This is a genomic window from Kitasatospora sp. NPDC048407 (genome assembly GCF_043200475.1).
GTDB lineage: Bacteria > Actinomycetota > Actinomycetes > Streptomycetales > Streptomycetaceae > Kitasatospora.
Window position 1 is genome coordinate 200211 of record NZ_JBICXW010000001.1, and the last position, 24155, is coordinate 224365.

At 71.3% G+C, this 24155-nt stretch carries 25 protein-coding genes; 1 reads left to right on the forward strand and 24 read right to left on the reverse strand.

Annotation, left to right across the window (positions count from 1 at the left end):
• Positions 1 to 322 precede the first annotated feature (322 nt).
• The 21 genes from ACGFWJ_RS01035 to arc all read right to left on the reverse strand — a co-directional run bounded on the left by ACGFWJ_RS01035 (position 323) and on the right by arc (position 20610).
• Positions 323 to 1711 (reverse strand): aldehyde dehydrogenase family protein, encoded by a 1389-nt coding sequence (locus ACGFWJ_RS01035; RefSeq protein ID WP_392943965.1) that lies wholly within the window; start codon positions 1709 to 1711, stop codon positions 323 to 325.
• Between the two features lie 34 nt (positions 1712 to 1745).
• Positions 1746 to 2753, reverse strand: a complete 1008-nt coding sequence (locus ACGFWJ_RS01040; RefSeq protein ID WP_392943967.1) for a proline racemase family protein — start codon at positions 2751 to 2753, stop codon at positions 1746 to 1748.
• A gap of 92 nt (positions 2754 to 2845) precedes the next feature.
• Positions 2846 to 3709, reverse strand: coding sequence for a dihydrodipicolinate synthase family protein (locus ACGFWJ_RS01045; protein WP_387636768.1), 864 nt, complete (start codon positions 3707 to 3709; stop codon positions 2846 to 2848).
• Between the two features lie 116 nt (positions 3710 to 3825).
• Positions 3826 to 5238: an NAD(P)/FAD-dependent oxidoreductase gene (locus tag ACGFWJ_RS01050; RefSeq protein WP_392943969.1), complete on the reverse strand. Its 1413-nt coding sequence runs from the start codon at positions 5236 to 5238 to the stop codon at positions 3826 to 3828.
• Positions 5222 to 5530 (reverse strand): (2Fe-2S)-binding protein, encoded by a 309-nt coding sequence (locus ACGFWJ_RS01055; protein ID WP_387636770.1) that lies wholly within the window; start codon positions 5528 to 5530, stop codon positions 5222 to 5224. Before ACGFWJ_RS01055 ends, ACGFWJ_RS01050 begins: the two co-directional genes overlap by 17 nt.
• A gap of 88 nt (positions 5531 to 5618) precedes the next feature.
• A complete protein-coding gene (locus ACGFWJ_RS01060; protein ID WP_387633994.1) occupies positions 5619 to 6773 on the reverse strand; it encodes an NAD(P)/FAD-dependent oxidoreductase in 1155 nt (384 codons plus the stop codon).
• Positions 6774 to 6939: 166 nt separating this feature from the next.
• Positions 6940 to 7815, reverse strand: coding sequence for a twin-arginine translocase subunit TatC (gene tatC / locus ACGFWJ_RS01065; RefSeq protein WP_392945440.1), 876 nt, complete (start codon positions 7813 to 7815; stop codon positions 6940 to 6942).
• A 104-nt stretch (positions 7816 to 7919) separates the two neighbouring features.
• On the reverse strand, positions 7920 to 8186 hold the full coding sequence (gene tatA / locus ACGFWJ_RS01070) for a Sec-independent protein translocase subunit TatA (protein WP_387864722.1): 267 nt from the start codon (positions 8184 to 8186) through the stop codon (positions 7920 to 7922).
• Between the two features lie 139 nt (positions 8187 to 8325).
• Positions 8326 to 8481: a hypothetical protein gene (locus ACGFWJ_RS01075; protein WP_387633998.1), complete on the reverse strand. Its 156-nt coding sequence runs from the start codon at positions 8479 to 8481 to the stop codon at positions 8326 to 8328.
• A 16-nt stretch (positions 8482 to 8497) separates the two neighbouring features.
• Complete coding sequence (locus ACGFWJ_RS01080; RefSeq protein WP_380485904.1) at positions 8498 to 8728, reverse strand: hypothetical protein; 231 nt, start codon at positions 8726 to 8728, stop codon at positions 8498 to 8500.
• 5 nt (positions 8729 to 8733) lie between these two features.
• The gene (locus tag ACGFWJ_RS01085; protein ID WP_392943972.1) at positions 8734 to 9690 is read right to left on the reverse strand and encodes a helix-turn-helix transcriptional regulator; all 957 of its coding nucleotides are present in this window, start codon (positions 9688 to 9690) and stop codon (positions 8734 to 8736) included.
• Complete coding sequence (locus ACGFWJ_RS01090) at positions 9687 to 10661, reverse strand: helix-turn-helix transcriptional regulator (protein WP_387634002.1); 975 nt, start codon at positions 10659 to 10661, stop codon at positions 9687 to 9689. Before ACGFWJ_RS01090 ends, ACGFWJ_RS01085 begins: the two co-directional genes overlap by 4 nt.
• Before the next feature lie 116 nt (positions 10662 to 10777).
• A complete protein-coding gene (locus tag ACGFWJ_RS01095; RefSeq protein ID WP_387634004.1) occupies positions 10778 to 11149 on the reverse strand; it encodes an FKBP-type peptidyl-prolyl cis-trans isomerase in 372 nt (123 codons plus the stop codon).
• Positions 11150 to 11209: 60 nt separating this feature from the next.
• Entirely contained in the window at positions 11210 to 12478 is a 1269-nt protein-coding gene (locus tag ACGFWJ_RS01100; protein ID WP_392943975.1) for an FKBP-type peptidyl-prolyl cis-trans isomerase, read from the reverse strand.
• Positions 12479 to 12592: 114 nt separating this feature from the next.
• A complete protein-coding gene (locus ACGFWJ_RS01105) occupies positions 12593 to 13579 on the reverse strand; it encodes an FKBP-type peptidyl-prolyl cis-trans isomerase (protein ID WP_387634008.1) in 987 nt (328 codons plus the stop codon).
• Positions 13580 to 13657: 78 nt separating this feature from the next.
• The gene (gene pafA, locus ACGFWJ_RS01110) at positions 13658 to 15019 is read right to left on the reverse strand and encodes a Pup--protein ligase (protein WP_043911520.1); all 1362 of its coding nucleotides are present in this window, start codon (positions 15017 to 15019) and stop codon (positions 13658 to 13660) included.
• A gap of 98 nt (positions 15020 to 15117) precedes the next feature.
• Positions 15118 to 15864 carry a proteasome subunit alpha gene (gene prcA / locus ACGFWJ_RS01115; protein WP_387634011.1) on the reverse strand — a complete coding sequence of 249 codons (747 nt, stop codon included), beginning with the start codon at positions 15862 to 15864 and terminating at the stop codon, positions 15118 to 15120.
• A gap of 32 nt (positions 15865 to 15896) precedes the next feature.
• Complete coding sequence (gene prcB / locus ACGFWJ_RS01120; RefSeq protein WP_392943978.1) at positions 15897 to 16742, reverse strand: proteasome subunit beta; 846 nt, start codon at positions 16740 to 16742, stop codon at positions 15897 to 15899.
• A 179-nt stretch (positions 16743 to 16921) separates the two neighbouring features.
• Complete coding sequence (locus tag ACGFWJ_RS01125) at positions 16922 to 17140, reverse strand: ubiquitin-like protein Pup (protein ID WP_035868822.1); 219 nt, start codon at positions 17138 to 17140, stop codon at positions 16922 to 16924.
• A 97-nt stretch (positions 17141 to 17237) separates the two neighbouring features.
• A complete protein-coding gene (gene dop, locus ACGFWJ_RS01130) occupies positions 17238 to 18749 on the reverse strand; it encodes a depupylase/deamidase Dop (RefSeq protein ID WP_392943981.1) in 1512 nt (503 codons plus the stop codon).
• A 94-nt stretch (positions 18750 to 18843) separates the two neighbouring features.
• Complete coding sequence (gene arc, locus ACGFWJ_RS01135; RefSeq protein ID WP_387864733.1) at positions 18844 to 20610, reverse strand: proteasome ATPase; 1767 nt, start codon at positions 20608 to 20610, stop codon at positions 18844 to 18846.
• 227 nt (positions 20611 to 20837) lie between these two features.
• On the opposite strand from arc, the gene ACGFWJ_RS01140 reads away from it, so the two are divergent.
• Entirely contained in the window at positions 20838 to 21125 is a 288-nt protein-coding gene (locus tag ACGFWJ_RS01140) for a ferredoxin (protein ID WP_285737743.1), read from the forward strand.
• A gap of 7 nt (positions 21126 to 21132) precedes the next feature.
• Here ACGFWJ_RS01140 and ACGFWJ_RS01145 read toward each other — a convergent pair whose 3' ends face one another.
• The 3 genes from ACGFWJ_RS01145 to ACGFWJ_RS01155 all read right to left on the reverse strand — a co-directional run bounded on the left by ACGFWJ_RS01145 (position 21133) and on the right by ACGFWJ_RS01155 (position 24093).
• On the reverse strand, positions 21133 to 21681 hold the full coding sequence (locus ACGFWJ_RS01145; protein ID WP_392943984.1) for a hypothetical protein: 549 nt from the start codon (positions 21679 to 21681) through the stop codon (positions 21133 to 21135).
• Positions 21682 to 21881: 200 nt separating this feature from the next.
• A complete protein-coding gene (locus ACGFWJ_RS01150; protein WP_387634022.1) occupies positions 21882 to 22844 on the reverse strand; it encodes a tRNA (adenine-N1)-methyltransferase in 963 nt (320 codons plus the stop codon).
• Between the two features lie 49 nt (positions 22845 to 22893).
• Positions 22894 to 24093 carry a site-2 protease family protein gene (locus ACGFWJ_RS01155; protein WP_392943986.1) on the reverse strand — a complete coding sequence of 400 codons (1200 nt, stop codon included), beginning with the start codon at positions 24091 to 24093 and terminating at the stop codon, positions 22894 to 22896.
• Between the last annotated feature and the right edge of the window lie 62 nt (positions 24094 to 24155).

Genomic DNA, 24155 nt, shown 5'->3' on the forward strand with positions numbered 1-24155 from the left:
CGACCACTGGACCACAAGCTCGCGCCGACCACCGCGCGACAGCACCCTCGGCAACCCGACGCCGGGGGCACGCAGTTGACACAACCCGCCCCCGCCCGACCTGCCGACGCCCGCACCAGCCGCCCTCTCAGGGGCCGCCGACCACCGACCGCCGCGCGGCATCCGAACACCGACCCGAACGGCGCAGCCCGACCGCCGGCAGGCCAGCCGAACGCCCGCCCGCCCGACCGACCGCCCGCCCGCCCGGCCGACCGTCACCAACTCCCCGGCCGCCGCCCCCCGTTCGGGCACCCAGCGCTCACGCCCCGCCGGGCGCTCCGTCTCAGCTCCCGCCCCCCGGCAGCACACTCACCGTCCGCGAAGCGGTGTAGAAGTCCAGCGCCGCCCGCCCCTGCTCCCGCCCCCCGTACGACGCCGCCTTCGCCCCGCCGAACGGAAGGTGGAAGTCCACGCCACTCGACGGCGCGTTGATCCGAATCATCCCGGCGTCCAGCCGGTCCGCCGCAGCCAGCGCGACGTCCAGGCTCCGCGAGTGAACGGACGTCGACAGGCTGTGCCGCGTCTCGTTGGCCAGCGCGATCGCCTCGTCCAGGTCCTCAGCAGCCACCAGCACCGCCACCGGCCCGAAGAACTCCTCCCCGGCCAACGGGTGTTCCGCAGGAACGCCTTCCAGCAACGTCGGCTCCAGGTACCACCCGTCGCGTTCCGCCCGCGCGCCGCCCGCCAGCGCCGTCGCACCGGCCGCCTTCGCACTGTCGATCGCGTCGGTGAGCCGGTCCAGCGCCTGCCGGTTGATCACCGGCCCGCACACGGTGGACGCCGCTCCCGGGTCGGCCGCCGCAGCCTCCCCCAGCGCCTTCGCCAGCGCCTCCGCCAGCGGCTCGTACGCGTCGCCGACGGCGATCACCCGGCTGGTCGCCGTGCACTTCTGCCCCGCGTACCCGGCGATCGCCGACGCCAGGTGTGCGGCCGCCTGCGCAATGTCCGCGTCCGGCAGCACGATCGCGGCGTTCAGCCCGCCCATCTCGGCCTGCACGGGGACACCGCGCCCGGCGGCAGCGGCAACCACCTGCCGCCCGACGGCGGTCGAACCGGTGAACGACACCACATCCGTGCCCGCCACCAGCGCCGCGCCCTCCTCCCCGCCGCCGGGAACGACCGTCAGCACCCCGTCCGGAAGTCCGGCCCGGCCGGCCAGTTCGGCGAGGCGCAGCGCGCACGCGGTCGCTTCGGGGGCGGGCTTGAGCACCACCGCATTGCCGACGGCCAGCGCGGGCGCGGCCTTCCAGGTGGGGATCGCCAGCGGGAAGTTCCACGGCGTCACCAGGCCCGCGACGCCGTACGGCCGGCGCCGGGTCAGCAACAGGCCCTGCCCGGCGGCGGGTTCGTGCACCTCGCCGGAGGGGGCGAACGGCGCCTGCGCGTAGTACCGCCAGATCGCGACCGTCCGCGCGACCTCGCCCCGCGCCTCGGCGACCGGCTTGCCGACCTCGCGCACCGTCAGCGCCGCCAGCTCCTCGGTGGCCGCCTCCACGGCCGCCGCGACCTTCCCGAGCACCGCCGACCGCCCGGCCGCGCCGAGCGCCCACCACTCCCGCTGGGCGACCCGTGCCCGCGCGATCGCCTCCTCAACTCCCTCCGCTCCCACAGCAGTTACCGAAACCACCAAGTCATCGGGGTTGGCAGGGTTGTACGAGTCGACGGTGCTCACAAGCACATACCTTTCGCTTCAATACCAAATACAGCTACAGCAGGAACCCGGCCGGAAACGGATCCGTCGGATCGAGGAAGTACTGCGCCGTCCCGGTCACCCAGGCCCGGCCGGTGACGGTCGGCACGACAGCGGGCTGCCCGGCCACCGTGGTCTCCTCCACCAGGCGGCCCACGAACGTCGTACCCAGGAAGGAGTCATTTCGGAAATCGGCCCCGAGCGCCAGCTCGCCCCGAGCGTGCAGCTGCGCCATCCGCGCGGAGGTGCCCGTCCCGCACGGGGAGCGGTCGAACCAGCCGGGGTGGATGGCCATCGCGTGCCGGGAGTGCACCGCGTCCGAACCGGGGGCGAGCAGTTGGACGTGGTGGCAGCTGTGGATGGACGGGTCCTCGGGGTGCACGGGGCGGTGCTCGGGGGAGGCGTTGATCGCGTCCATCATGGCGAGCCCGGCGGTCAGGATCTCGCCCTTGCGCTCGTGCGCGAACGGAATCCCGAACTGCTCCAGCGGCAGGATCGCGTAGTAGTTGCCGCCGTACGCCAGGTCGTACGTCACCGTGCCGTACCCGGGCACGTCGAGCTTGCGGTCGAGCGCCACCGAGAACGACGCCACATTGCGGATCGTGACAGCCACGGCCGCGCCGTCCTCGACCTGAACCTCGGCAACCACCAGCCCGGCGGGGGTGTCGAGACGGACAGTCGTCACGGGCTCGACCACCGGAACCATCCCGGTCTCGACCAGCACGGTGGCGACACCGATCGTCCCGTGACCGCACATCGGCAGCAGGCCCGACACCTCGATGTACAGCACCCCGAAGTCGGCGTCCGGCCGGGTCGGCGGCTGCAGGATCGCCCCGCTCATCGCGGCGTGGCCGCGCGGCTCGTACATCAGCAGGGTGCGGAAGTGGTCCAGGTGCTGCTGGAAGTGGGCGCGCCGCTCGGCCATGGTGGCGCCGGGGATGGTGCCGAAGCCGCCGGTGATCACCCGAGTGGGCATGCCCTCGGTGTGCGAGTCGACGGCGTGGAAGACGTGACGGGTCCGCATCGCGGGATTCCCTCCTGACGGCTGGTGGTCCGGCCCGGACCGGGCGAGCTCGCCCGGTCCGGGCCGGTGCTTCGACTACCTGCGGCCCTGGCCTACTTGTGGCCCTCGGCGAGCGCCTTCTCGGTCGCGGCGCGCACGGCGGCGTCGATCTCGGGGCGCAGCGGCAGCCGCGGGGCGCGGGTGGGTCCGCCGGTGCGGCCGGCGATGTCCATGGACAGCTTGATGGCCTGGACGAACTCGGTCTTGGAGTCCCAGCGCAGCAGCGAGTGCAGCGACTTGTAGAGCGGCAGCGCGGTCTCCAGGTCGCCGGCGACGGCGGCGTGGTACAGCTCGGCGCTGGTGGCGGGCAGCGCGTTGGGGTAGCCGGCGATCCAGCCGACCGCACCGGCGACGGCCAGCTCCAGCAGGACGTCGTCGGCGCCGATCAGCAGGTCGAGCCCGGGGGCGAGTTCGGCGATCTCGTAGGCGCGGCGGACGTCGCCGGAGAACTCCTTGACGGCGACGATGTGCCCGGCGGCGTGCAGGTCGGCGAGCAGCGCGGGGACGAGGTCGACCTTGGTGTCGATCGGGTTGTTGTAGGCGACGATCGGCACGCCGGCGGCGGCGACCTCGGCGTAGTGGGCGCGCACGGCGTCGTGGTCGGCGCGGTAGGCGTTCGGCGGGAGCAGCAGCACGGAGCCGGCGCCGGCCTCGGCGGCCTGCTCGGCCCAGCGGCGGGACTCGGCACTGCCGTACGCGGCGACGCCGGGCATCACGCGCGAGCCGTCCCCGGCGGCTTCGACGGCGGTGGTGACGACCTTGGCGCGCTCTTCGGGGGTGAGGGTCTGGTACTCGCCGAGCGACCCGTTGGGGACGACGCCGTCACAGCCGTTGTCGAGCAGCCAGCGGACGTGCTCGGCGTAGGCGTCGTAGTCGACGCTGCGGTCCTCGCGGAACGGCAGGGTGGTGGCGACCATGATGCCGCGCCAGGGGCGGGCGGGGTCGTGGGCGGTGCGAGTCACGGGGATCTCCCTCGATATGATGTGTGACATTTTACAAATCCTCGACGAGGGCGCAAGACCCCCGCCGACCTCTACTCCGACAGCTCCGGCGACTCCGGCGGCTCCGACGAACCGCCCTGCCGCGCCAGTTGGGCCAGCGGAACGGGGCAGGACAGCGGCCGGCTGTCGGGCCCGCCGAGCGGCCCGCCGGACAGACAGGCCACCGCGGGCCCGCACATCCGGCCCTGGCACCAGCCCATGCCGGCCCGGGTGAGCAACTTGACGGTCCGCGCATCGGCGGCGCCGAGTTCGGTGACGGCCTCCCGGACGGCCCGCGCCGGGACTTCCTCGCACCGGCAGACGTCGGTGTCGTCGGTCACCCAGCCCGTCCAGTCCGGGCCCGGCGCGTGCGCGGCCGCCATCAGCGAAGCGAACTCCCGCCGACTCCGCCGGACCCTCAACTCCCTTGCAGGAGCAGGCTTTCCGGCCACCGAGTGAGCGGCGAGCACCCCCTCGGCCAGCGCCAGGTCCGCGCCGCCGACACCGCAGGTCTCCCCCGCGGCCCACAGCCCGGGCACACTGGTGCGCTGCTGCGCGTCCACCCGCAGCGCGGCGGTGTGGTCGGCGGTGGTGACGGTGGCCGCGCCGAGCTCGACGGCCAGGTCGATCTGCGGCACCAGCCCGTGCCCGACCGCGAGCGCGTCGCACGCGATCCGCCGCTCGGTGCCGGGCACCGGCTTCCAACGGGCGTCCAGCCGCGCCACGGTGACGCCGGTGACCCTCTCGTCACCGTGCGCCTCGACCACGGCGGCCCGCCGGCGCAACCGCACCCCGTGCCGCAGCAACCGGGCCGCATGGTCGGCACCCTCGACAAGCTTCGCCGGGTTCCCCGCCAGCACGGGCAGCCCGCGCGCATAGCCGAGATACGCCGTCGCCTCCACGATCGCCGGAATCCGCGCCCCGGCCGCCGCCAGCGAGGACGCGGCCGCCAGCAGCAACGGCCCACTGCCCGCCACCACGACCCGCCGCCCCGGCAGCACCAGCCCCGACTTCAACATCGCCTGCGCCCCGCCGGCCGTCACCACCCCGGGCAACGTCCAACCGGGGAACGGCAGTTGACGCTCGTACGCACCCGTGGCCAGCAGCAGATGCCGCGCCTCGACGGTGACCCGGTCGCCGCCCTCCGGGCCCCGGGTGGCATGCAGCCTCCACCCGTCCCCGCCCCGCTCGGCGGCCCACACGTGATGGCCGGCCAGGTGATCGACCAACGGCGACGCCACCAGCCGCTCCCGCAGCCCCGCGAACGTCCGCCACCCGTGGTGCAGCTTCTCCGGACGCGCCGCACCCAACTCGGTCGCGGGATGCCGGTAGTACTGCCCACCGAGCCGCGCCCCCGCGTCCACCAGCGCCACCCGCAGCCCGAACCCGGCAGCGGCATCCGCAGCCGCCAGCCCCGCCGGACCCGCACCGATCACCGCCAGGTCGTACTCAGACCGCGAGTTCATCACGCCCGTGCCCCTCCTGCGTGCTGACGACGTCGCCGTCCTCGGCAGTCACCAGGCACAGCCGCTGATTGGGCCGCCCGTTGACGGTCGCCAGACAGTCGAAGCACTGACCGATCCCACAGAACGCCCCGCGCAACCGCCCACCCACCCGGGTCCGCCGCCACGCCACCACCCCGTCCGCCCACAAAGCCGCCGCCAACGTCTGCCCCGGCAGCGCCTCCACCGCCCGACCGTCGAACGAAACCACCCGCACCGCCCCGGGCTCAGCACCCACCAGATCAAGCGGATCCACGCTCACACCTCCCGAACAACACCGAATTCCCCAACCACCCCGCACCCGGAACCCGCCGGCCACCCACCAGCGGTCCCAACCGGGCCACCTACTCCTCCCCCGCGCCCTCGAACCGCTCCGGCCGGAACGGCCCCAGCTCGAACCCGGCGTCGGCACCCACCAGTTGGCGACTGATCAGCAACCCCGTCGCCGGCGCCAGCCCGATCCCCGCCCCCTCGTGCCCGCACGCGTGGTACAGCCCCGGCACCCTCGCATCGTGACCGATCGCGGGCAGGTGGTCGGGCAGGTACGGACGGAAGCCCCGGTACGCCCGCTGCACGGCCACCGTCCCCAGCACCGGAAACAGCGCCACCGCCTGCGCGGCCAGCCGCCGCAGCACCTCGGGGCTGAGGGTCCGGTCGAACCCGACCCGCTCCCGGCTGGCGCCGATCAGCACCGGACCGGCGGGAGTGCCCTCGACCACCGCGGACGACTGCAGGTCCGCGGACCCGGAGGCGACGTCCGCGACGTAGTCCGCGGCGTACACCTTCCGCCGGACAATCCGCGGCAGCGGCTCGGTGACCAGCACGAAGCCCCGCCGCGGCAGCACCGGCAGCCGCACCCCGGCCAGCTCGGCCACCGCCCCGCCCCAGGTACCGGCCGCGTTGACGACCGCGGGCGCAGCGAGCTCCCGGCGCTCGGTGACCACCCCGGCGATCGCACCGCCGGGCCCGCGCCGCAGCGCGGTGACGGCCTCCCCGAGATAGCTGTCGGCACCGGAGGCCCGCAGCAGGTGGGCCGCCGCCAGCGCGGGCTGCACCTGCGCGTCCTGGGGGTACAGCACCCCGCCGGGCAGCCCCTCGGCGAGGTGCGGCTCCAGCTCGCGCAGCGACTCCGCGGCAACGGCAACGGCCTCCACCCCGGCCTCGCGCTGCTTGGCGGCGAAGCGGTTCAGGGCATCCAGCCCGGCGGGCGCGGAGGCGACCACCAGGCCGCCCTTGGGCTCGTACTCGACCCGGTCGCCGAACTCCTCCGCGAGCTCCCGCCACAGCGTCACCGACAGCATCGCCAGGTCGAGCTCGGGGCCGGGTTCCTTGTCGGAGACCAGCAGGTTGCCCTCGCCTGCGCCGGTGGTCCCGCCGGCCACCGGCCCGCGGTCGACCACGGCGACCCGCAGCCCGGCCCGGGCCGCGTAGTAGGCGCACGCGGCACCGACCACACCGGCACCGACCACCACAACGTCGTAGGAGGTTTGCTTCAGCACGCCAGTAATATGTCACATGTTCAGAATGACCGACAAGCCCCCCACCAGCCCGAATCCACCCCCGGGCACTCACCGAAAACGCCGAACGGCCCCAAAACGCCGAACGGCCCCGGACCGTCAGGTCCAGGGCCGCCAGCGGGGCAGTCAGCGGGGCAGTCCCCGTCTGTCAGGTGATGTCGTCGATCTGGTCGCGTCGCCCGGCCTGCACCGGCTCGACGCCGCCCACCGTCTCCGCGTCCTCGACGGCGTCCACCGTCAGGTCGACGTGGGAGGCCTCCTCGTCGTCCAGCAGCGCGTCGGGGTTGCGTGCCAGCTTGCGCTTGTCGTTGAGCAGCGCGAAGCCGGCCGCCAGGAAGTACAGCAGCCAGATCGGCGCGGCCAGCGCCAGCATCGACAGCGGATCGGCGGACGGCGTGGCGAAGGCCGCGAACACGGTGATACCCATCACGAAACCGCGCCACCAGCCCAGCAGCCGCTTGCCGGAGAGCACCCCGACCACGTTCAGCATCGCCAGGAACAGCGGCAGCTCGAAGCCCAGGCCGAACACCAGCACCATGCGGGTGATCAGGTCGAGGTAGGTCTCCACCGGCACGATCGACTTGACGCCGTCCGCGATGAAGCTGATCAGCATCTGCGCCGTGACCGGCATGATCACGTAGGCGAGCACCGCGCCGGCCAGGAACAGGGGGGTGCCGAGCGCCAGGAACGACACCGAGTAGCGCTTCTCGTGCCGGTGCAGGCCGGGCGACACGAACTTCCACAGCTGGTAGAGCCAGACCGGGGTGGCAGCCACCACGCCGGCGGTCAGAGCGACCTTCAGCGCGACGGTGAACGGCGTGGTCAGACCGATGTTGGAGATCTCCACGCACTGCTTCAGCCCGGCCGGCAGCGACCCGTCGGGGTTGCACGCCGGCAGCGGCTTGATCAGAAAGTCCACCAGCTCCCTGTGGAAGAACGCCGCGGCGATCGTGAACACGATGATCGCCAGCAGTGACTTGACCAGCCGGTTGCGCAGCTCGCGCAGATGGTCGGCGAGCGCCATCCGCCCCTCAGGGTCCTTGGGCGCTTTGGTCGTCTTGCTCAACCCGGTCCTCGAATCGTGCGCTCGTCGGTGGTGGTCGGAGTGGTGGTGCGGGGCCGTACGGTTCAGGCGGCCCGGTCAGTACGGGAGGCCCCGGAGGCGCCGGGGGCGGACTTGACCACCCGCTCCGGCTCGGCAACAGCGGCAGCAGGCGCCGCCGCAGACCCCTGCGCACCGGCCGTGAACTCGCCGCGCAGCGCCTTGCCCTCGCTCTTGAGGATTCGCAGGGACCGCCCGAGCCCCCGCGCCACGTCGGGCAGCCGCTTGCCGCCGAACAGCAGCACGGCGAACACCACGACGATCAGCAGCACGCCAGGTGACAGGATCCGCATCGGAGCTCCGCCTTCCTTGTCCGGGAGGTCCGGGAAGTCAGGGAGGCAGGGCTCCCCCTGCGCGATGGTAGCCGCTCGGGGTGTCGCAGCGGGAACCCGGTCCCCGACCATCAGTGACCGGGCCCACTCCCCCGCGCGCTCAGTCCTTCTCGGCCGCCCGCCGCAACGCGGCAACCGCCCCGTCCACCTCGCGGGTCAGCGCCCGCGCGTCCAGCCACAGCCGGACGGCGAGCACCCCGAGCACCAGCAGACCGGCGGTGGACAGCAGGACGGCACCGACCAGGGTCCAGTTCATGCGCTTGCGGCCTTTCCTATCCGTCCACCGGCAGCAGCCGCATGGTGTGCACGCCGGCGGCGGTGAGCGCGGCGACGATCCGCTCCCCGGCGATCTTGCGGACGGACGCTCCGCAGGCCGGGCAGGTGAAGCTGTAGAAGGTGCGTTCCTTGCTCGCTCCGAGCGCCAGCCGGAACTCGGGTGCCGGGAGTTCGACCTTCTCCCGGCACTGCGAGCAGTACACCTTGAATCTGGTGCCCTCGGTCACGTGGTTCAGACCCGTCCGTCCCGATAGTGCTCCAGCGCGGCCAGCGCGGCGGTGCGGGCCTGTTCGGCGAGCTGCGGCGGGGTGGTGATCCGGCCGTCCCGGCCGAGCCGCAGCGCGAGGGTGCGCAGGCCGGACGGTTCGGCGGAGCGCAGGGTGATCCGCAGGCCGCCGTCGGGGAGTTCCTCGGCGCTGTCGTGGGTGTAGTACTCGGCGACCCAGCGGCCGCCGGGGCCGACCTCGACCACCACCTGCGGGTCGTCGGCGCCGGGCGCGACCAGGCCGGCGGACAGGTCGCGGGGCTGCATCCGGGGCGGGTTGGCGGGCTCGTCGAGGACCTTGATCTCGGCGATCCGGTCGAGCCGGAAGGTGCGCCGGTCCTCGGAGGTGCGGCACCAGCCTTCCAGGTAGGTGTGGCCCTCCGTGACCAGCCGGATCGGGTCGACCTCGCGCTCGGTGAGCTCGCCGCGGCCGTGCGACCAGTAGCGCAGCCAGATCAGCCGGCCCTCGCTGAGCGCCCGGTCGATGTCGGCGAAGACGGTGCCCTCGGCCTCGAAGGTGACGCCGATCCGGGCGGCGGACTCGGCGCTCTCGCCGGCCGCGTCCTCGATCTTGGCGACGGCCCGGGTGAGCGCCTGCCGGTCCCGCTCCCGCAGTCCGGGCAGCCCGGCCACGGCGCGGGCGGCGACCAGCAGCGCGGTGGCCTCGTCGGCGGCCAGCCGCAGCGGCTGGGCGACGTCGTCCACGTTGTGCCACCAGATCCGCTCGCCGTCGGTGTCGATGTCGAGCAGGTCGCCGCCGCGGAAGGACGTGCCGCACATCGGCAGCACGTTCAGGTCGCCGATCAGTTCGCGCTCGGTGATCCCGAACGCCCGCGCCACCTCCGCGACCTCGGCCCCGGGGCGTTCGCGCAGGTAGGTGACCAGCGACAGCATCCGCCGCGTCTGATCGATCGCGTTACTCATGCCTGCACCTCCGCGAGACCGGCGACGGCACGCAGCCGGTCGATGACGTCGGCCCGCAGGTCCTCGGGGCCGATCACGATGACGTCGGGGCCGTACTCGGCCAGGTCGGCGCCCAGGCCGTTGCCGTACGGGATGTCCAGCTCGTCCCAGTCGGCGTCCACCGGCCGGGTGTCCAGCGCACGCTGGCGCAGCGGGTACGCGGCGCCCCGGCGGACCCGCACCACGGCGACCGCGGTCGCGCCCTCGCCCGCGAACCGGGCGACCACGGCACGCACGTCGACGTGCTCGGGGACGTCGCCGGTGAACGCGCCGGCCCGGGAGCGGACCTTGCCGGTGATCCGGGAGAGCCGGAACACCCGGGCGGAGCCGCGGTCGCGGTCCCACCCGGCCAGGTACCAGTGGCCGCGCCAGCACTCCAGCGCCCACGGTTCGACCGACCGCGGCTCGGCGACGGCGGCGCCGGCCTTGCGGTACTCGAACGTGACGGGCCGCCGGTCGCGCGCGGCGGTGAGCAGCGGCTCGAACGCGGCCTCCCGGCCGGGGATCCGCGGCTCCAGCGCACCGTGCTCCCGCTCCTCGGCGAACGGCACGCCGGCGGCCCGCAGCTTCTGCAGGGCGCCGCTGGCCGCGCCGGACATCTTGGCCTGCTGCCAGACCCGGGCGGCGAGGGTGAGCGCGGCGGCTTCCTCGGCGTCCAGGGCGATCTCGGGGAGGCGGTTGCGGTCTCGGCGGGCGAGGTATCCCACTTCGCCGTCGAGCGCGTTCTCGTCCACGTCGATGATCAGTCCGAGTTCGCGCAGGTCGTCCTTGTCGCGCTCGAACATCCGGTTGAAGGCGTCCTCGGAGCCTTGTTGCCAGGCTTCCCGGTACGCCTCGACGGATTCGCGCAGCTCTTTCTTGGAGAGCGGACGCCGGGTGTTCATCAGGCACAGGGCGAGGTTCATCAGCCGCTCTGCCTTGGCGATCGCCATCGCTGACCTTTCCTCCGTTCGGGGGTGACCCGCCGACCGTACCGGTACGGACACGCTCCGCGAAAGCCGAACCCCCGGCTCCGAGCGGAACCGGGGGTTCGGTGATGCGTCCGAGGTCAGACGCCCAGCAGGTCCACCACGAAGATCAGGGTGGAGCCGGCCGGGATCAGCGGGCTCGGGGACTGGTTGCCGTACGCCAGGTGCGGCGGGATGACCAGCTCGCGGCGGCCACCGACGCGCATGCCCTCGACGCCCTGGTCCCAGCCCTTGATGACGCGGCCCTTGCCCAGCGGGAAGCGGAAGGTCTGGCCACGGTTCCAGGACGCGTCGAACTCCTCGCCGGAGGCGAAGGTGACACCGACGTAGTGGACCTCGACGTTCGCGCCGGCCTTGGCCTCGGCACCCTCGCCGACCTTGATGTCGCGGATCTGGAGCTCGGTCGGGGCGTCGCCGCCCGGGAAGTCGATCTCCGGCTTGGTCAGGCTCACTGTTGCTCTTCTCGTTCGGTTGCGTGAACGCTGCTCATCCTAGACAAAAGCGGCGGCCGGTCAGTCCTCGCCGCCGACGCCGGCGTCCAGGATGTCGATCACGAACACCAGGGTGGAGTTCGCCGGGATCGAGCCGCTGGCCTGGTCCTTGTACCCCAGCGAGGCGGGGATGACCAGTTCGATGCGGCTGCCGATGTTCTGGCCGACGACGCCCTTGTCCCAGCCCTCGATGACGCTGCCGGCGCCGGTGGCGAAGGTGAATGCCTGGCCGCGGTCGAGCGAGGAGTCGAACTTCTTGCCGTCCTTGTACAGCGCGCCGGTGTACTGGACGACGACCTTCTCACCGCTCTCGATCTTGCGGCCCTTGCCCTGGATCAGGACGTGCGACTTCAGCTCGGTCGGGTCGGCGGCGCCGGGGACCGGGGTGATGTCGAACGGCTTCTTGCCGTTGTCCTTGACCTGCGGCATGCCGGCCGGCGGCGGGGTCATCTCGCCGCTGAGCACCGCGTCGGGCGCGGTGGCCTGCCGGATGTCGAGCACGAAGACCAGGCTGTCGGTGGCACCGATGCCGAGCTGCGAGTTGCCCTGGGCGCCGAACGCGGCGGCGGGCGGCGCGACCACCAGCACCCGGCTGCCGGCCTTGTGCCCGGCGACGGCCTTGTCCAGGGCCGGGATCAGCTTGCCGGAGTCGGCCTGGAACAGCTGCGGCTTCCCGGCCTTCTCCCCGTACGAGCCGGGGATCTCCTTGCCGGTGTTCCAGTCCATCGCGGTGTAGTCGACGGACACCCAGTTGCCCTTTTCGACCTTGGCGCCGCTGCCCGCGGTCAGCTCCTTGACCACGAAGGTGCCGTCCGGCTTGTCCTCCGGCACGGTGATGGTCGCCTTGGAGCCGAAGTCGCCGGTCACCGTGGGCAATGCCTTGGCGCTGTCCTTGATCGGCGGCACCGGCTCCTGGCTGGGCGTGTCCGAGGCGGCGGGCTTCGCCGCGTCGGACTTGCTCGCGGGCTTGTCGTCGCCCTTGTTGACCTGGTACATCGTGATCGCGGAGCCGATCAGCAGCACCGCGAGCACCGTACCGAGGATCGCGCCGAGGCGGCCGGAGCTGCCCGGATCCTCGTCGTAGCCCGCCTCGGACGGGTCGACCTTGCGCTGGGTGGAGGCGAAAACCTGCGGGGCCTCGGCGGCCCCGGCGGCCGGCGCGGAGGGCGCCGGCGGAGCCCAGCCGGCCTGGGTCAGCATTTCGGCGGGGACCACGATCGACTCGCGGTCTCCCGGACGCTGCTGCCCGTTGTTGTCGGCCCCGCCCGGGCTCGACGGCTTCTCAGACATGACTCCCCAATTCATCTCGCCCGACGACGCGTGTACCACTGGTGCGGGGCAGCAGTATGTCAGGTCGGAATGAGAGCCGGTCAGCCCGACCCTGGCCCCGCTGTCAGGTGGCGATCAGACAGCTTCCAGGATGTCGATCACGAACACCAGGGTGGAGTTCGCCGGAATCGACCCGCTGGCCTTGTCGCCGTAGCCCAGCGACGGCGGGACGACCAGCATCACCCGGCTGCCGACGGTCTTGCCGACCAGGCCCTGGTCCCATCCCTTGATCAGGCTGCCGGTGCCGACCTGCAGCGCCTGCGCCCCGCCGTGGCTCCACGAGGAGTCGAACTGCTTGCCGTCGGCCCAGGTCACGCCGGTGTACTGGACCACCAGGGTCTGACCGGACTTCACCTCCGGGCCGGTGCCCTTGATCAGCACGTACTGCTGCAGGTCGGCGGGCGGCTGCTCCCCCGAGGGGATGGTGATGGTGGGCGCGGCCTTGCCGTTGTCCTTGACCTGCGGCGCGTTCGCGGGCGGCTCGGTGACCTGCCCGGAGACGGTGGAGTCCTGCGGCACCGACTGCATGATGTCCAGCACGAACACCACGGTGTCGTCCTTGCCGACACCGAGCGCCGTCGATCCCTGGGAGCCGAACCCGGCAGCCGGCGGGGCCACCACCACCAGCCGGCTGCCGACCTTCTTGCCCTCCACGCTCACGTCGAACGCCGGCACCAGCTGCCCGCTGCCCGCCTGGTACAGCTGCGGCTTGCCGCCGGAGTCGTAGGAACTGGTCAGGTCCTTGCCGCTGGTCCAGTCCTTGGCGGTGTAGTTGACGGTCACCCAGTCGTTCTTGTTGACGACCGGCCCGGTGCCCTCGGTCTCGGTGCTCACCACGAACTGCCCGCTCGGCTGCCCGCCGGGCAGCGTGATCGTCGCCTTCGAGCCGAACTCCCCACTGATCGTGGGCATCGGCGAGGCGGACGCCACCGGACTCGGCACCTCCACCGGGGAGGCCGCCGCCGAGGGCGTCGCCCCGGCGGTCTTGCCGGAACCGCTGCCGCACGCGGTCAGCAGCACGGCGGCGAGGGGAACGGAGAGCAGGCAGGCGATTCGACGCATGAGGCCAGCGTATGGCCCGATTCGTCCGGTCCGTCGGAGGCACTCGGGCGCGCCCCCGACGGACCGTCGACGACTTGATCACATTCCGGCGATCAGCTTCTCCACCCGCTCGTCCACCGACCGGAACGGGTCCTTGCACAGCACGGTGCGCTGCGCCTGGTCGTTCAGCTTCAGGTGCACCCAGTCGACGGTGAAGTCGCGGCGCTGCTCCTGCGCGCGCCGGATGAAGTCGCCGCGCAGCCGGGCCCGGGTGGTCTGCGGGGGCACCGACTTGCCCTGGAAGGTCAGCAGGTCGTTGGTGACGCGCTGCGCCTGGCCGTTCTTCTGCAGCAGGTAGAACAGGCCGCGGCGGCGGTGGATGTCGTGGTACGCGAGGTCGATCTGGGCGACCCGCGGGTTGGACATGGTCATCTGGTGCTTGGCCCGGTACTTCTCGATCAGCTGGTACTTCATGATCCAGTCGATCTCGGTGCCGACCTTGCCGAGGTCCTCGGTGCGCACCGCCTCCAGGGTGCGGCCCCACAGGTCCAGGACGCGGGCCACGGTGCCCTCGTTGAGGCCCTTGCGGTCGGCGAACTCCAGCGCCTTGGTGTAGTACTCCTCCTGGATCTCCAGGGCGCTGGCCTCCCGGCCGTTGGCGAGCCGGACCTGGTGGGTGCCCGTCAGGTCGTGGCTGACCTCGCGGATCGCCCGGATCGGGTTCTCCAGCGTCAGGTCCCGCATCACCACGCCGGCCTCGATCAGCCGCAGCACCAGGTCGGTGGCGCCGACCTTGAGCAGGGTGGTGGTCTCCGACATGTTGGAGTCGCCGACGATGACGTGCAGGCGGCGGTAGCGCTCGGCGTCGGCGTGCGGTTCGTCGCGGGTGTTGATGATCGGGCGGGAGCGGGTGGTGGCGGAGCTGACGCCCTCCCAGATGTGCTCGGCGCGCTGGCTGACGCAGTAGACGGCGCCGCGCGGGGTCTGCAGCACCTTGCCGGCGCCGCAGATCAGCTGGCGGGTCACCAGGAACGGGATCAGCACGTCCGCCAGCCGGGAGAACTCGCCGTGCCGGGCGACCAGGTAGTTCTCGTGGCAGCCGTAGGAGTTCCCGGCGGAGTCGGTGTTGTTCTTGAACAGGTAGACGTCGCCGGCGATGCCTTCCTCGTGCAGCCGCCGCTCGGCGTCCACCAGCAGGCCCTCGAGGATCCGCTCGCCGGACTTGTCGTGGGTGACCAGTTCGACGACGTCGTCGCACTCGGGGGTCGCGTACTCGGGGTGGGAGCCGACGTCGAGGTAGAGCCGGGCGCCGTTCTTCAGGAAGACGTTGCTGCTGCGGCCCCAGGAGACGACACGGCGGAAGAGGTAGCGGGCGACTTCGTCCGGCGACAGGCGGCGCTGGCCGCGGAAGGTGCAGGTGACGCCGTACTCGTTCTCGATCCCGAAAATTCGGCGGTCCATATGGCGACTCTTCTCTGTGGGAAGCTCCGTGAAACCCTTCGGTGCGGTGATGGATCGTCAGGCGGCCCACCAGGCAGGTGGCGGGCCGCCGGACGCGGTCATTCGGTGTCGGACGCCTCGTCCTCGTCGGTGGCGGCGCTCTCGTCGCCGCTGAGCAGCCGGGACAGCTGGCTGCCCAGGATGCGCTTGAACTTGCGCTGCTGGACCCGCTGGCGGTCGAGGACGGCGACCTCCAGCTGTTCGGGCGTCATGGTGCGCGGGCTGCCGCCGTTGGGGTCCCGGGCCAGGCCGTCGACGGCGAGCTTGAGCGCCTCGGCGAGGGTCAGGCCGGCCCGGTGGCGCTGGCCGAGGTAGTTGCCGATGGAGTCGGCGTTGCCGCCGACCACGACGGCGTTCTTCTCGTCCACCACCGAGCCGTCGGGGGTGAGCCGGTAGATCTGGTCGTCGGCGTCGGTGCGGCCGACCTCGGCGACGATCAGCTCGACCTCGTAGGGCTTCTCCCCGACCGAGGAGAAGATGGTGCCCAGGGTCTGGGCGTACACGTTGGCCAGGCCGCGGGCGGTGACGTCGGCCCGGTCGTAGGAGTAGCCGCGCAGGTCGGCGTAGCGCACGCCGCCGATCCGCAGGTTCTCGAACTCGTTGTAGCGGCCGACCGCGGCGAACGCGATCTTGTCGTAGATCTCGGAGACCTTGTGCAGGGCGCGGGAGGTGTTCTCCGCGACGAAGACGATGCCGTCGGCGTAGGTCAGCACGACCACGCTGCGTCCGCGCGCGATGCCCTTGCGGGCGTACTCGGCGCGGTCCGCCATGGCCTGCTGGGGCGAGACGTAGAACGGGGTGGACACCGCCGGTCTCCCTTCGGGTGGTTGAGGCGGATTCAGAGCAGCGGGGCCTGCGGGCCGTTGGGGTGCTCGCGCCGCTGGTCGGTGATGGACACCGCGATCGCGGTGACCTCTTCCTCGCTGAGCCGGCGGAAGCCGTCCTCGGTGATCAGCGTGACGATCGGGAAGATCTTCCGCGCGAGGTCGGGCCCACCGGTCGCCGAGTCGTCGTCGGCGGCGTCGTACAGCGCCTGGACGGTGAGGGTGGCGGCCTGCTCGGCGGTCATCCCCGGCCGGTAGAGCTTCTTCATCGAGCCGCGGGCGAACACCGAGCCGGAGCCGGTGGCGGCGAAGCCCGCGCGCTCCTCGGAGCGGCCGCCGGTGACGTCGTAGGTGAAGATCCGGCCGCGGCCGAGGTCGAGGTCGTAGCCGGCGAAGACCGGGACGACGGCGAGGCCCTGCATGGCCATCGCCAGGTTGGACCGGATCATGGTGGTGAGCCGGTTGGCCTTGCCCTCGAGGGAGAGCACGGTGCCCTCGATCTTCTCGTAGTGCTCGAGTTCCAGCTGGAACAGCCGCACCATCTCGATGGCGAGGCCGGCGGTGCCGGCGATGCCGACCGCGCTGTACTCGTCGGCCGGGAAGACCTTCTCCATGTCGCGCTGGGCGATGACGTTGCCCATGGTGGCCCGGCGGTCGCCGGCGAGCACCACGCCGCCCTCGAAGACCGCGGACACGATGGTGGTGCCGTGCGGGGCCTCGACGACCACCCCCTCGGGGAGGGTGCGCCGCCCCGGCAGGAGGTGCGGCGCGTGGCTGTCGAGGAAGTCGAGGAACGAGGAGGAACCGGGGGTGAGGAAGGCAGCCGGTAGACGCCCGGTGCCACTGAGGTTGGCTTCCACACGTGTCCTTCCAGATCGAAGATCCAAAGTTGGAGTTGTGCCCCGGACCCTACCCGCTCCCGGGGCCTGATCCACGTCCTTGGACGACGGGCCGTAGAGAAGGCGAGGCCGCAGGCGCGCTTTGGGCATGCCTGCGGCGCTCGCCGTGCTCTTTTCCGGTGGAAAGGGGTTGCCCCCTCTCACTCGCCGCCCTTCTGCACGAATCCGCGCACAAAATCCTCGGCGTTGGATTCCAGCACTTCGTCGATTTCGTCCAGTACCGCGTCGACGTCGTCGCTGAGCTTTTCCTGCCGCTCCTTGAGGTCGTCCGAGGCCTGAGTTTCCGCGGCCTGCTCCTCGACCTCCTCGGAGGAGCGGCTGGCCCGCTGCTGGCCGCCGCCGGTGTCCTTCTCCGCCATTTTCCTCACCCCGCTCGCTCGGTGTTCCGGTACAACGCTCGCTGCTCACCTGAATGATTCCCCGTCGGGGAAATGTTCACCCGTGGTGATCGAAAAGTTACCCGCCGGACAGGACCCGAACCAGGTCCTCCGCGGTGCGGCACCGGTCGAGCAGCTCCTTGACGTGTGCCTTGGTGCCGCGCAGCGGCTCCATCGTGGGCACCCGCTGGAGGGTGTCGCGACCGGGCAGGTCGAAGATGACCGAGTCCCAGGACGCGGCGGCCACGTGGTCGGCGTACTGCTCCAGGCAGCGGCCGCGGAAGTAGGCGCGGGTGTCCTCGGGCGGCTCGGTGACGGCGCGGCGCACCTCGTCCTCGGTGAGCAGCCGCTCCATCCGGCCGCGCGCCTCCAGGCGGTTGTACAGCCCCTTGTCGGGGCGTACGTCGCTGTACTGGAGATCGACCAGCTGGAGCCGGGGGCTGTCCCAGTTCAGGGCGTCGCGCTGGCGGTAGCCCTCCAGGATCTCCTTCTTGGCGATCCAGTCGAGCTGCCGGGACAGGCTCATCGGGTCGCGCTCCAGCCGGCCCAGCACGTCCTCCCAGCGGGCCAGCACGTCCATGGTCTGGTCGTCGGCGTCCTGCCCGAACCGGTCCTCGACGTACTTGCGGGCCAGCTCGCAGTACTCCATCTGCAACTGGACGGCGGTGAGCTTGCGGCCCGAGCGCAGCGACACCAGGTGCTTCAGCTCCGGGTCGTGGGAGACCCGGTGCAGGGTGCGCACCGGCTGGTCGACGGCGAGGTCGACGGCGATGAAGCCGTCCTCGATCATCGACAGGACCAGCGCGGTGGTGCCGAGCTTGAGGTAGGTGGAGATCTCGGAGAGGTTGGCGTCGCCGATGATGACGTGCAGCCGGCGGTACTTCTCGGAGTCCGCGTGCGGCTCGTCGCGGGTGTTGATGATCGGGCGCTTGAGGGTGGTCTCCAGGCCGACCTCGACCTCGAAGTAGTCGGCGCGCTGGCTGATCTGAAAGCCGTGCCCGCCACCCTCCTGCCCGAGCCCGACCCGGCCGGCCCCGCACACCACCTGGCGGGAGACGAAGAACGGCGTGAGGTGGCGGACGATGTCGGCGAACGGGGTGGCCCGCTGCATCAGGTAGTTCTCGTGGGTGCCGTAGGAGGCGCCCTTGTTGTCGGTGTTGTTCTTGTAGAGCAGGATCCGCTGCCCGCCCGGCAGCTCCAGCGCGCGGGCGGCGGCCTCGGCCATGATGCGCTCGCCGGCCTTGTCCCACAGCACCGCGTCGCGCGGGTTGGTGACCTCGGGGGACGAGTACTCGGGGTGCGCGTGGTCGACGTAGAACCGGGCGCCGTTGGTGAGGATGACGTTGGCCAGACCGATGTCCTCGTCGGTGAGCTGGCTGGCGTCCGCCACGTCCCGGGCCAGGTCGAAGCCCCGGGCGTCGCGCAGCGGATTCTCCTCCTCGAAGTCCCAGCGGGCGCGGCGCGCCCGGTGCATCGCCGCCGCGTACGCGTTGACGATCTGGGACGAGGTGAGCATGGCGTTGGCGTTCGGGTGGCCCGGCACGGAGATGCCGTACTCGGTCTCGATCCCCATCACGCGCCGTACGGTCATGCGGCCCTCCTGACCCTGTCGGTACTGCCGGTGCAGACGCGCCGTCCGGCTGCGGAGCCCTGCGAGCGCCGCAGCCGGACGGGTGGTTCGCGTACTACAGGTACTGCCCCGTGTTGGCGACAGTGTCGATGGAGCGACCGGACTCGGCGCCCTGCTTGCCGGTGACGAGGGTGCGGATGAACACGATCCGCTCGCCCTTCTTGCCGGAGATGCGGGCCCAGTCGTCCGGGTTGGTGGTGTTGGGCAGGTCCTCGTTCTCCTTGAACTCGTCCACGCAGGCGGCGAGCAGGTGGGAGACGCGCAGACCGCGCTGGCCGTGGTCGAGGAAGTCCTTGATGGCCATCTTCTTCGCGCGGTCGACGATGTTCTGGATCATCGCCCCGGAGTTGAAGTCCTTGAAGAACAGCACCTCCTTGTCACCGTTGGCGTAGGTGACCTCCAGGAAGCGGTTCTCCTCGGTCTCGGAGTACATCCGCTCGACCACCGACTGGATCATGGCGGCGACGGTGGCGGGCACCGAGCCCTCGTGCTCCTTGACGTCGTCGGGGTGGAACGGCAGCGAGTCCTTGAGGTACTTGGAGAAGATGTCCTTGGCCGCCTCGGCGTCCGGCCGCTCGATCTTGATCTTGACGTCCAGCCGGCCGGGCCGCAGGATCGCCGGGTCGATCATGTCCTCGCGGTTGGAGGCGCCGATCACGATGACGTTCTCCAGGCCCTCCACGCCGTCGATCTCCGCCAGCAGCTGCGGGACGATGGTGTTCTCCACGTCCGAGCTGACGCCGGAACCGCGGGTGCGGAACAGCGACTCCATCTCGTCGAAGAAGACGATGACCGGCGTGCCCTCGCCCGCCTTCTCCCGGGCCCGCTGGAAGACCAGGCGGATCTGCCGCTCGGTCTCGCCCACGTACTTGTTGAGCAGCTCGGGGCCCTTGATGTTCAGGAAGTAGCTCTTGCCCTGCGGCCGGCCCGTCACCTCGGCGACCTTCTTGGCCAGCGAGTTGGCGACCGCCTTGGCGATCAGCGTCTTGCCGCATCCGGGCGGGCCGTACAGCAGCACGCCCTTGGGCGGGCGGAGCTCGAACTCCTTGAACAGGTCGGCGTGCAGGTAGGGCAGCTCGACCGCGTCCCGGATCTGCTCGATCTGGTTGGCCAGGCCACCGATCTGCCGGTAGTCGATGTCCGGGACCTCCTCGAGGACCAGTTCCTCGACCTCGGACTTCGGCACCACCTCGTACACGTAACCCGAGCGCGGCTCCAGCAGCAGCGCGTCGCCCGCCCGCAGGGTGAGTTCGCGGAGCGGCTCCGCGAGGCGCACCACCCGTTCCTCGTCGGTGTGCCCGACCACCAGCGCGCGGTCGCCGCCCTCCAGCAGCTCCTTGAGCGTGACGATCTCGCCGATCCGCTCGAACGCCATCGCCTCGACGACGTTCAGCGCCTCGTTGAGCATCACCTCCTGGCCGCGGCTCAGCTCGTCCAGCTCCACGCTGGGGCTGACGTTGACCCGGAGCTTGCGGCCGCCGGTGAAGATGTCGGCCGTGCCGTCCTCGTTCTGCTCGAGGAAGACGCCGAATCCGGCGGGCGGCTGGGCGAGCCGGTCCACTTCCTCCTTGAGGGCCACGATCTGGTCGCGGGCCTCGCGCAGGGTGGCGACGAGCCTCTCGTTCTGGGCGGTCACGCCGGCCAGGTTGGTCTGCAGCTCGACGATCCGCTCCTCAAGCACCCTTGAGCTGCGCGGAGAATCGGCGAGCCGGCGCCGAAGGACGGCGATCTCCTGCTCGAGGTAGGAGACCTGCGCGGCCTCGTCGGACCCCCGTGCGGGCCTGCCGGCGCTGCGGTCGTAGTCGTCATCGTTGGCTGCCACGGTCCTCACCTCCTCCTGGGGGAGCTGGACGACCCAAACCTACCTGGGACCAGGGTCATGTAAACCCCTAGATCAGAAAGATGGATCGGGCGTGTCCGATGTTCGCCCTGCACGCTTCCCCTCTGACAGAGGAGATGCCCACCCCTCAACGGTTCAAAGCAGCGCGGATGTATCGTGACAGGAATGTCCCCGAATGCGGGGCGACCAGAGCAGAAACGGCAGGGGCAATGGCGGGGACGGGCGAGGCACTCGAAGTCTGGATCGACCAGGATCTGTGCACCGGGGACGGGATCTGCGCGCAGTACGCGCCCGAGGTCTTCGAACTCGACATCGACGGACTCGCCTATGTGAAGGGCGAGGACGACGAGTTGCGGCAGCAGCCCGGCGAGACGGTGCCCGTCCCGCTCACGCTCCTTCAGGACGTCGTCGACTCGGTGAAGGACTGCCCGGGCGACTGCATCCACGTCCGCCGTGCCGCCGACGGCGTCGAGGTCTACGGTCCGGACGCGGACTGACGAACCGTCAGGCGGTGTGGGCGGCGGTCCGGGTCTCGGTCTTCGCCCACACCCCGCCGGTGGACTTCGTCCACACCAACTCCACGGCCACGTCCGGCGAGAAGCGCGGTATGTCGTCGGAGGAGTAGCCGCGAGCCGCGCCGCGGATCGAACCGTCGGAGCGGATCGCCAACTCGGTGAGCGTGTAGCCGTCCCGGTCCGAGAGCAACTCGACCGGCCTGCCGGCGCCTTCCACCACGAACATCTGGTCCGGCGGCGTCCCCATGTCGGCCTGGCAGTGCGCCGCGAGCACCCCGAGCGGCTTCCCGTCCACCACCGCCGACGCCTTCAGACTCACCGCGACCGGGAACGGCCCGCACTCCATGGGCAGTTGGACCTTCGACAGATCCACCTCCGGCACCACCGCCTCGACCTGATGACCCGTCACCACGGCCCCGGTCGCCGAGTTCGCCCCGAGCGCCCCACCCACAACAGCGGCACATCCCGCCGCAACCAGCACCCAGTGCTTCAACCCCGACTGCGCATGCACCACGAACTCCCCTTCCGGTGTGGGCATTTTCGCACAGTGGGAAGTGTGGGCGAACAACCAGGGGCGGAAGCGGGTGGATGCGAAAACAGGGGCGCGGGGAACTGCGCGAATCGGAAGGCGCCCGTCCGCAAGGTCGCGACGCGGGCAATGACTTGCCGTTGATCGCGACCTTGCGGACGTGCGTTCCTTGCTCGCGCAGTTCCCCGCGCCCCTGGTAGCCGAATCTCTCAGCTCAGGTCGCGGCCATCATGTGCGGCCGCTTCCCGCTGCGCCTTGCGCACCGCAGCCCGCTCCGCGAGCGTCAGCTCGGGCTCGGCGTTGTCGTAGTCCTCGCCGTAGGCGCCCTTCGCGGGGCGGCGGCGGCGGAGCGGGGGTTCGACGCCGTCGGCCAGGCGGCGAGCCGTGAGCAGGAAGCCGGTGTGGCCGATCATGCGGTGGTCGGGCCGGACGGCGAGGCCTTCGAGGTGCCAGGTGCGGACCATGGTCTCCCAGGCCTGCGGCTCGGTGAAGGTGCCGTGTTCGCGCAGCGCCTCGACGGTGCGGGACATCTGCGTGGTGGTGGCCACGTAGCAGCAGATGAGGCCGCCGGGGACGAGCGCCTTGGAGGCGACGTCCAGGCACTCCCAGGGAGCGAGCATGTCGAGGATGACGCGGTCGACGTCGGTCTCGACCAGGTTGTCCTGGAGGTCGCCGACGGTGAGCTTCCACGCGGGGTGCGGGCCGCCGAAGTAGCGTTCGACGTTGCTGCGGGCGATGTCCGCGAAGTCCTCACGCCGTTCGTAGGAGGCGAGCATGCCGGTGTCGCCGACGGCGCGCAGCAGGTAGGTGGACAGGGCGCCGGATCCGACGCCCGCCTCCACCACCCTCGCGCCGGCGAAGATGTCGGCCATCGCCAGGATCTGCCCCGCGTCCTTGGGGTAGATCACGGCAGCGCCGCGCGGCATGGACAGGACGTAGTCGGGGAGCAGGGGGCGCAGCGCGAGGTACGGGACGTTTCCCGTGGTGCGGACGACCGTGCCCTCGGGAGCGCCGATCAGCTCGTCGTGCGGGAACGCACCCTTGTGGGTGTGGAATTGGTTCCCGGCCTGGAGCGTGAACGTGTAGTGGCGGCCCTTGGGGTCGGTCAGCTGGACCTGGTCCCCGACCTGGAAGGGCCCGCGTCGGCGGGCGGCACCGGTCGGTTCGGACATGGGGGCCATCCTACGGGAGCCGGAGGGCCGTCCCGACCACATGATCGGTTCAGGCGCCCGGCCGCCCGAGTACGGCGGCGGTGAGGCGGCGTTCGAGGTCGGTGAGGGAGAGCACGCCGTAGACGGTGCCGTCGGCGCGGACCACCAGGTATTCGGAGGCGGGGGCGCGGCGCAGGGTTTCCAGGATCTGTTCGCCGGCCAGGTCGACGGGGATGGTGTGGCCAGGTTCGAGGTCGCGGGAGACGGCGGAGACGGCGACCCAGGGGCGGCGGTGTTCGGGGACGTTGTGGACCGCGGATTCCTTGACCAGGCCGGTGGGTTCGCCGCGGCCGTCGACGACCACGAGGGCGCCGGCGTGTGCCTCGTGGGCGCGGCGGAGGGCTTCGCCGAGGGGGGTGTCGGCGGTGACGTCGATGCTGCGGCGGGCCAGGTCGCGGACCTTGAGCCCGGGCAGGACCTCCTTGAGGCGGGCGTTGCGCAGCGAGTTGCCGGCGCCCTGCCAGATGATGAAGCCGAGGATGGCGGCGAGGACGCCGTCGAGCATGGCTTCGCCGGTGGAGCGTTGGGCGTTCTGGGCGGCGCCGATGACGGGCAGGCCGAGGACGACGGCGATGGCCAGCGCGCGGCCGGTCCAGACGGCGGCGAGGGTGCCCTTCATGGGGTTGCCGGTGACGGCCCAGACGACGGCGCGCAGCATCCGTCCGCCGTCGAGCGGGAGGCCGGGCAGCAGGTTGAAGGCGGCGACCACCAGGTTGGAGATCATCAGGCCGGCCAGCAGCACGCCGGGGACGGTGGCGGGTTCGACGGCGCGCAGGCCGGCCCAGAAGATGCCGGCCAGTACCAGGGAGAGCAGCGGGCCGACGACGGCGAGCCAGAACTCGCGCCAGGGGCGGTCGGCCTCCTTCTCGATCTCGGAGATGCCGCCGAGGAACTGGAGCTGGATGCGGCGCACGCCGAGCTTGTAGCGCAGGCCGACCAGGGTGTGGGCGAGTTCGTGGACCAGCACCGAGCCGTAGAAGGCGACGGCGAAGGAGAAGGCGAGCAGGTAGCGGGTGGCGCCGAGCTCGGGCAGGACGTAGGCGAGCCGGCTGCCGAAGATCCAGGTGATCAGCGCGGCGACCAGGAACCAGGACGGGGTGACGTAGACGGGCACGCCGAACGGGCGGCCCATCAGGATGCCGCCGCGGGGCGGTTCGCCCCTGTGCGGCGAGTCCGGTGCCCCGGGTGCCCGCCCCTTGGTGTCGTTCACCGTGCTCCCTCCACTCTCCGCCGACCCTCTGGTGCCCCGCACGCTCCGTGGATTTCGCGTTC

What these genes read in the sequence shown, in the direction of transcription:
- tatC (WP_392945440.1), bottom strand. Translation starts at nt 7,815, where the DNA reads ATGGCGCTCGCCGACCATCTGCGCGAGCTGCGCAACCGGCTGGTCAAG.
- ACGFWJ_RS01045 (WP_387636768.1), bottom strand. Translation starts at nt 3,709, where the DNA reads ATGGTCGCCACCACCCTGCCGTTCCGCGAGGACCGCAGCGTCGACTAC.
- dop (WP_392943981.1), bottom strand. Translation starts at nt 18,749, where the DNA reads ATGACCGTACGGCGCGTGATGGGGATCGAGACCGAGTACGGCATCTCC.
- ACGFWJ_RS01140 (WP_285737743.1), top strand. Translation starts at nt 20,838, where the DNA reads ATGGCGGGGACGGGCGAGGCACTCGAAGTCTGGATCGACCAGGATCTG.
- ACGFWJ_RS01150 (WP_387634022.1), bottom strand. Translation starts at nt 22,844, where the DNA reads ATGTCCGAACCGACCGGTGCCGCCCGCCGACGCGGGCCCTTCCAGGTC.
- ACGFWJ_RS01125 (WP_035868822.1), bottom strand. Translation starts at nt 17,140, where the DNA reads ATGGCGGAGAAGGACACCGGCGGCGGCCAGCAGCGGGCCAGCCGCTCC.
- ACGFWJ_RS01100 (WP_392943975.1), bottom strand. Translation starts at nt 12,478, where the DNA reads ATGTCTGAGAAGCCGTCGAGCCCGGGCGGGGCCGACAACAACGGGCAG.
- ACGFWJ_RS01075 (WP_387633998.1), bottom strand. Translation starts at nt 8,481, where the DNA reads ATGAACTGGACCCTGGTCGGTGCCGTCCTGCTGTCCACCGCCGGTCTG.
- ACGFWJ_RS01040 (WP_392943967.1), bottom strand. Translation starts at nt 2,753, where the DNA reads ATGCGGACCCGTCACGTCTTCCACGCCGTCGACTCGCACACCGAGGGC.
- ACGFWJ_RS01090 (WP_387634002.1), bottom strand. Translation starts at nt 10,661, where the DNA reads ATGGCGATCGCCAAGGCAGAGCGGCTGATGAACCTCGCCCTGTGCCTG.
- ACGFWJ_RS01050 (WP_392943969.1), bottom strand. Translation starts at nt 5,238, where the DNA reads ATGAACTCGCGGTCTGAGTACGACCTGGCGGTGATCGGTGCGGGTCCG.
- tatA (WP_387864722.1), bottom strand. Translation starts at nt 8,186, where the DNA reads ATGCGGATCCTGTCACCTGGCGTGCTGCTGATCGTCGTGGTGTTCGCC.
- ACGFWJ_RS01145 (WP_392943984.1), bottom strand. Translation starts at nt 21,681, where the DNA reads ATGCCCACACCGGAAGGGGAGTTCGTGGTGCATGCGCAGTCGGGGTTG.
- ACGFWJ_RS01105 (WP_387634008.1), bottom strand. Translation starts at nt 13,579, where the DNA reads ATGCGTCGAATCGCCTGCCTGCTCTCCGTTCCCCTCGCCGCCGTGCTG.
- pafA (WP_043911520.1), bottom strand. Translation starts at nt 15,019, where the DNA reads ATGGACCGCCGAATTTTCGGGATCGAGAACGAGTACGGCGTCACCTGC.
- ACGFWJ_RS01085 (WP_392943972.1), bottom strand. Translation starts at nt 9,690, where the DNA reads ATGAGTAACGCGATCGATCAGACGCGGCGGATGCTGTCGCTGGTCACC.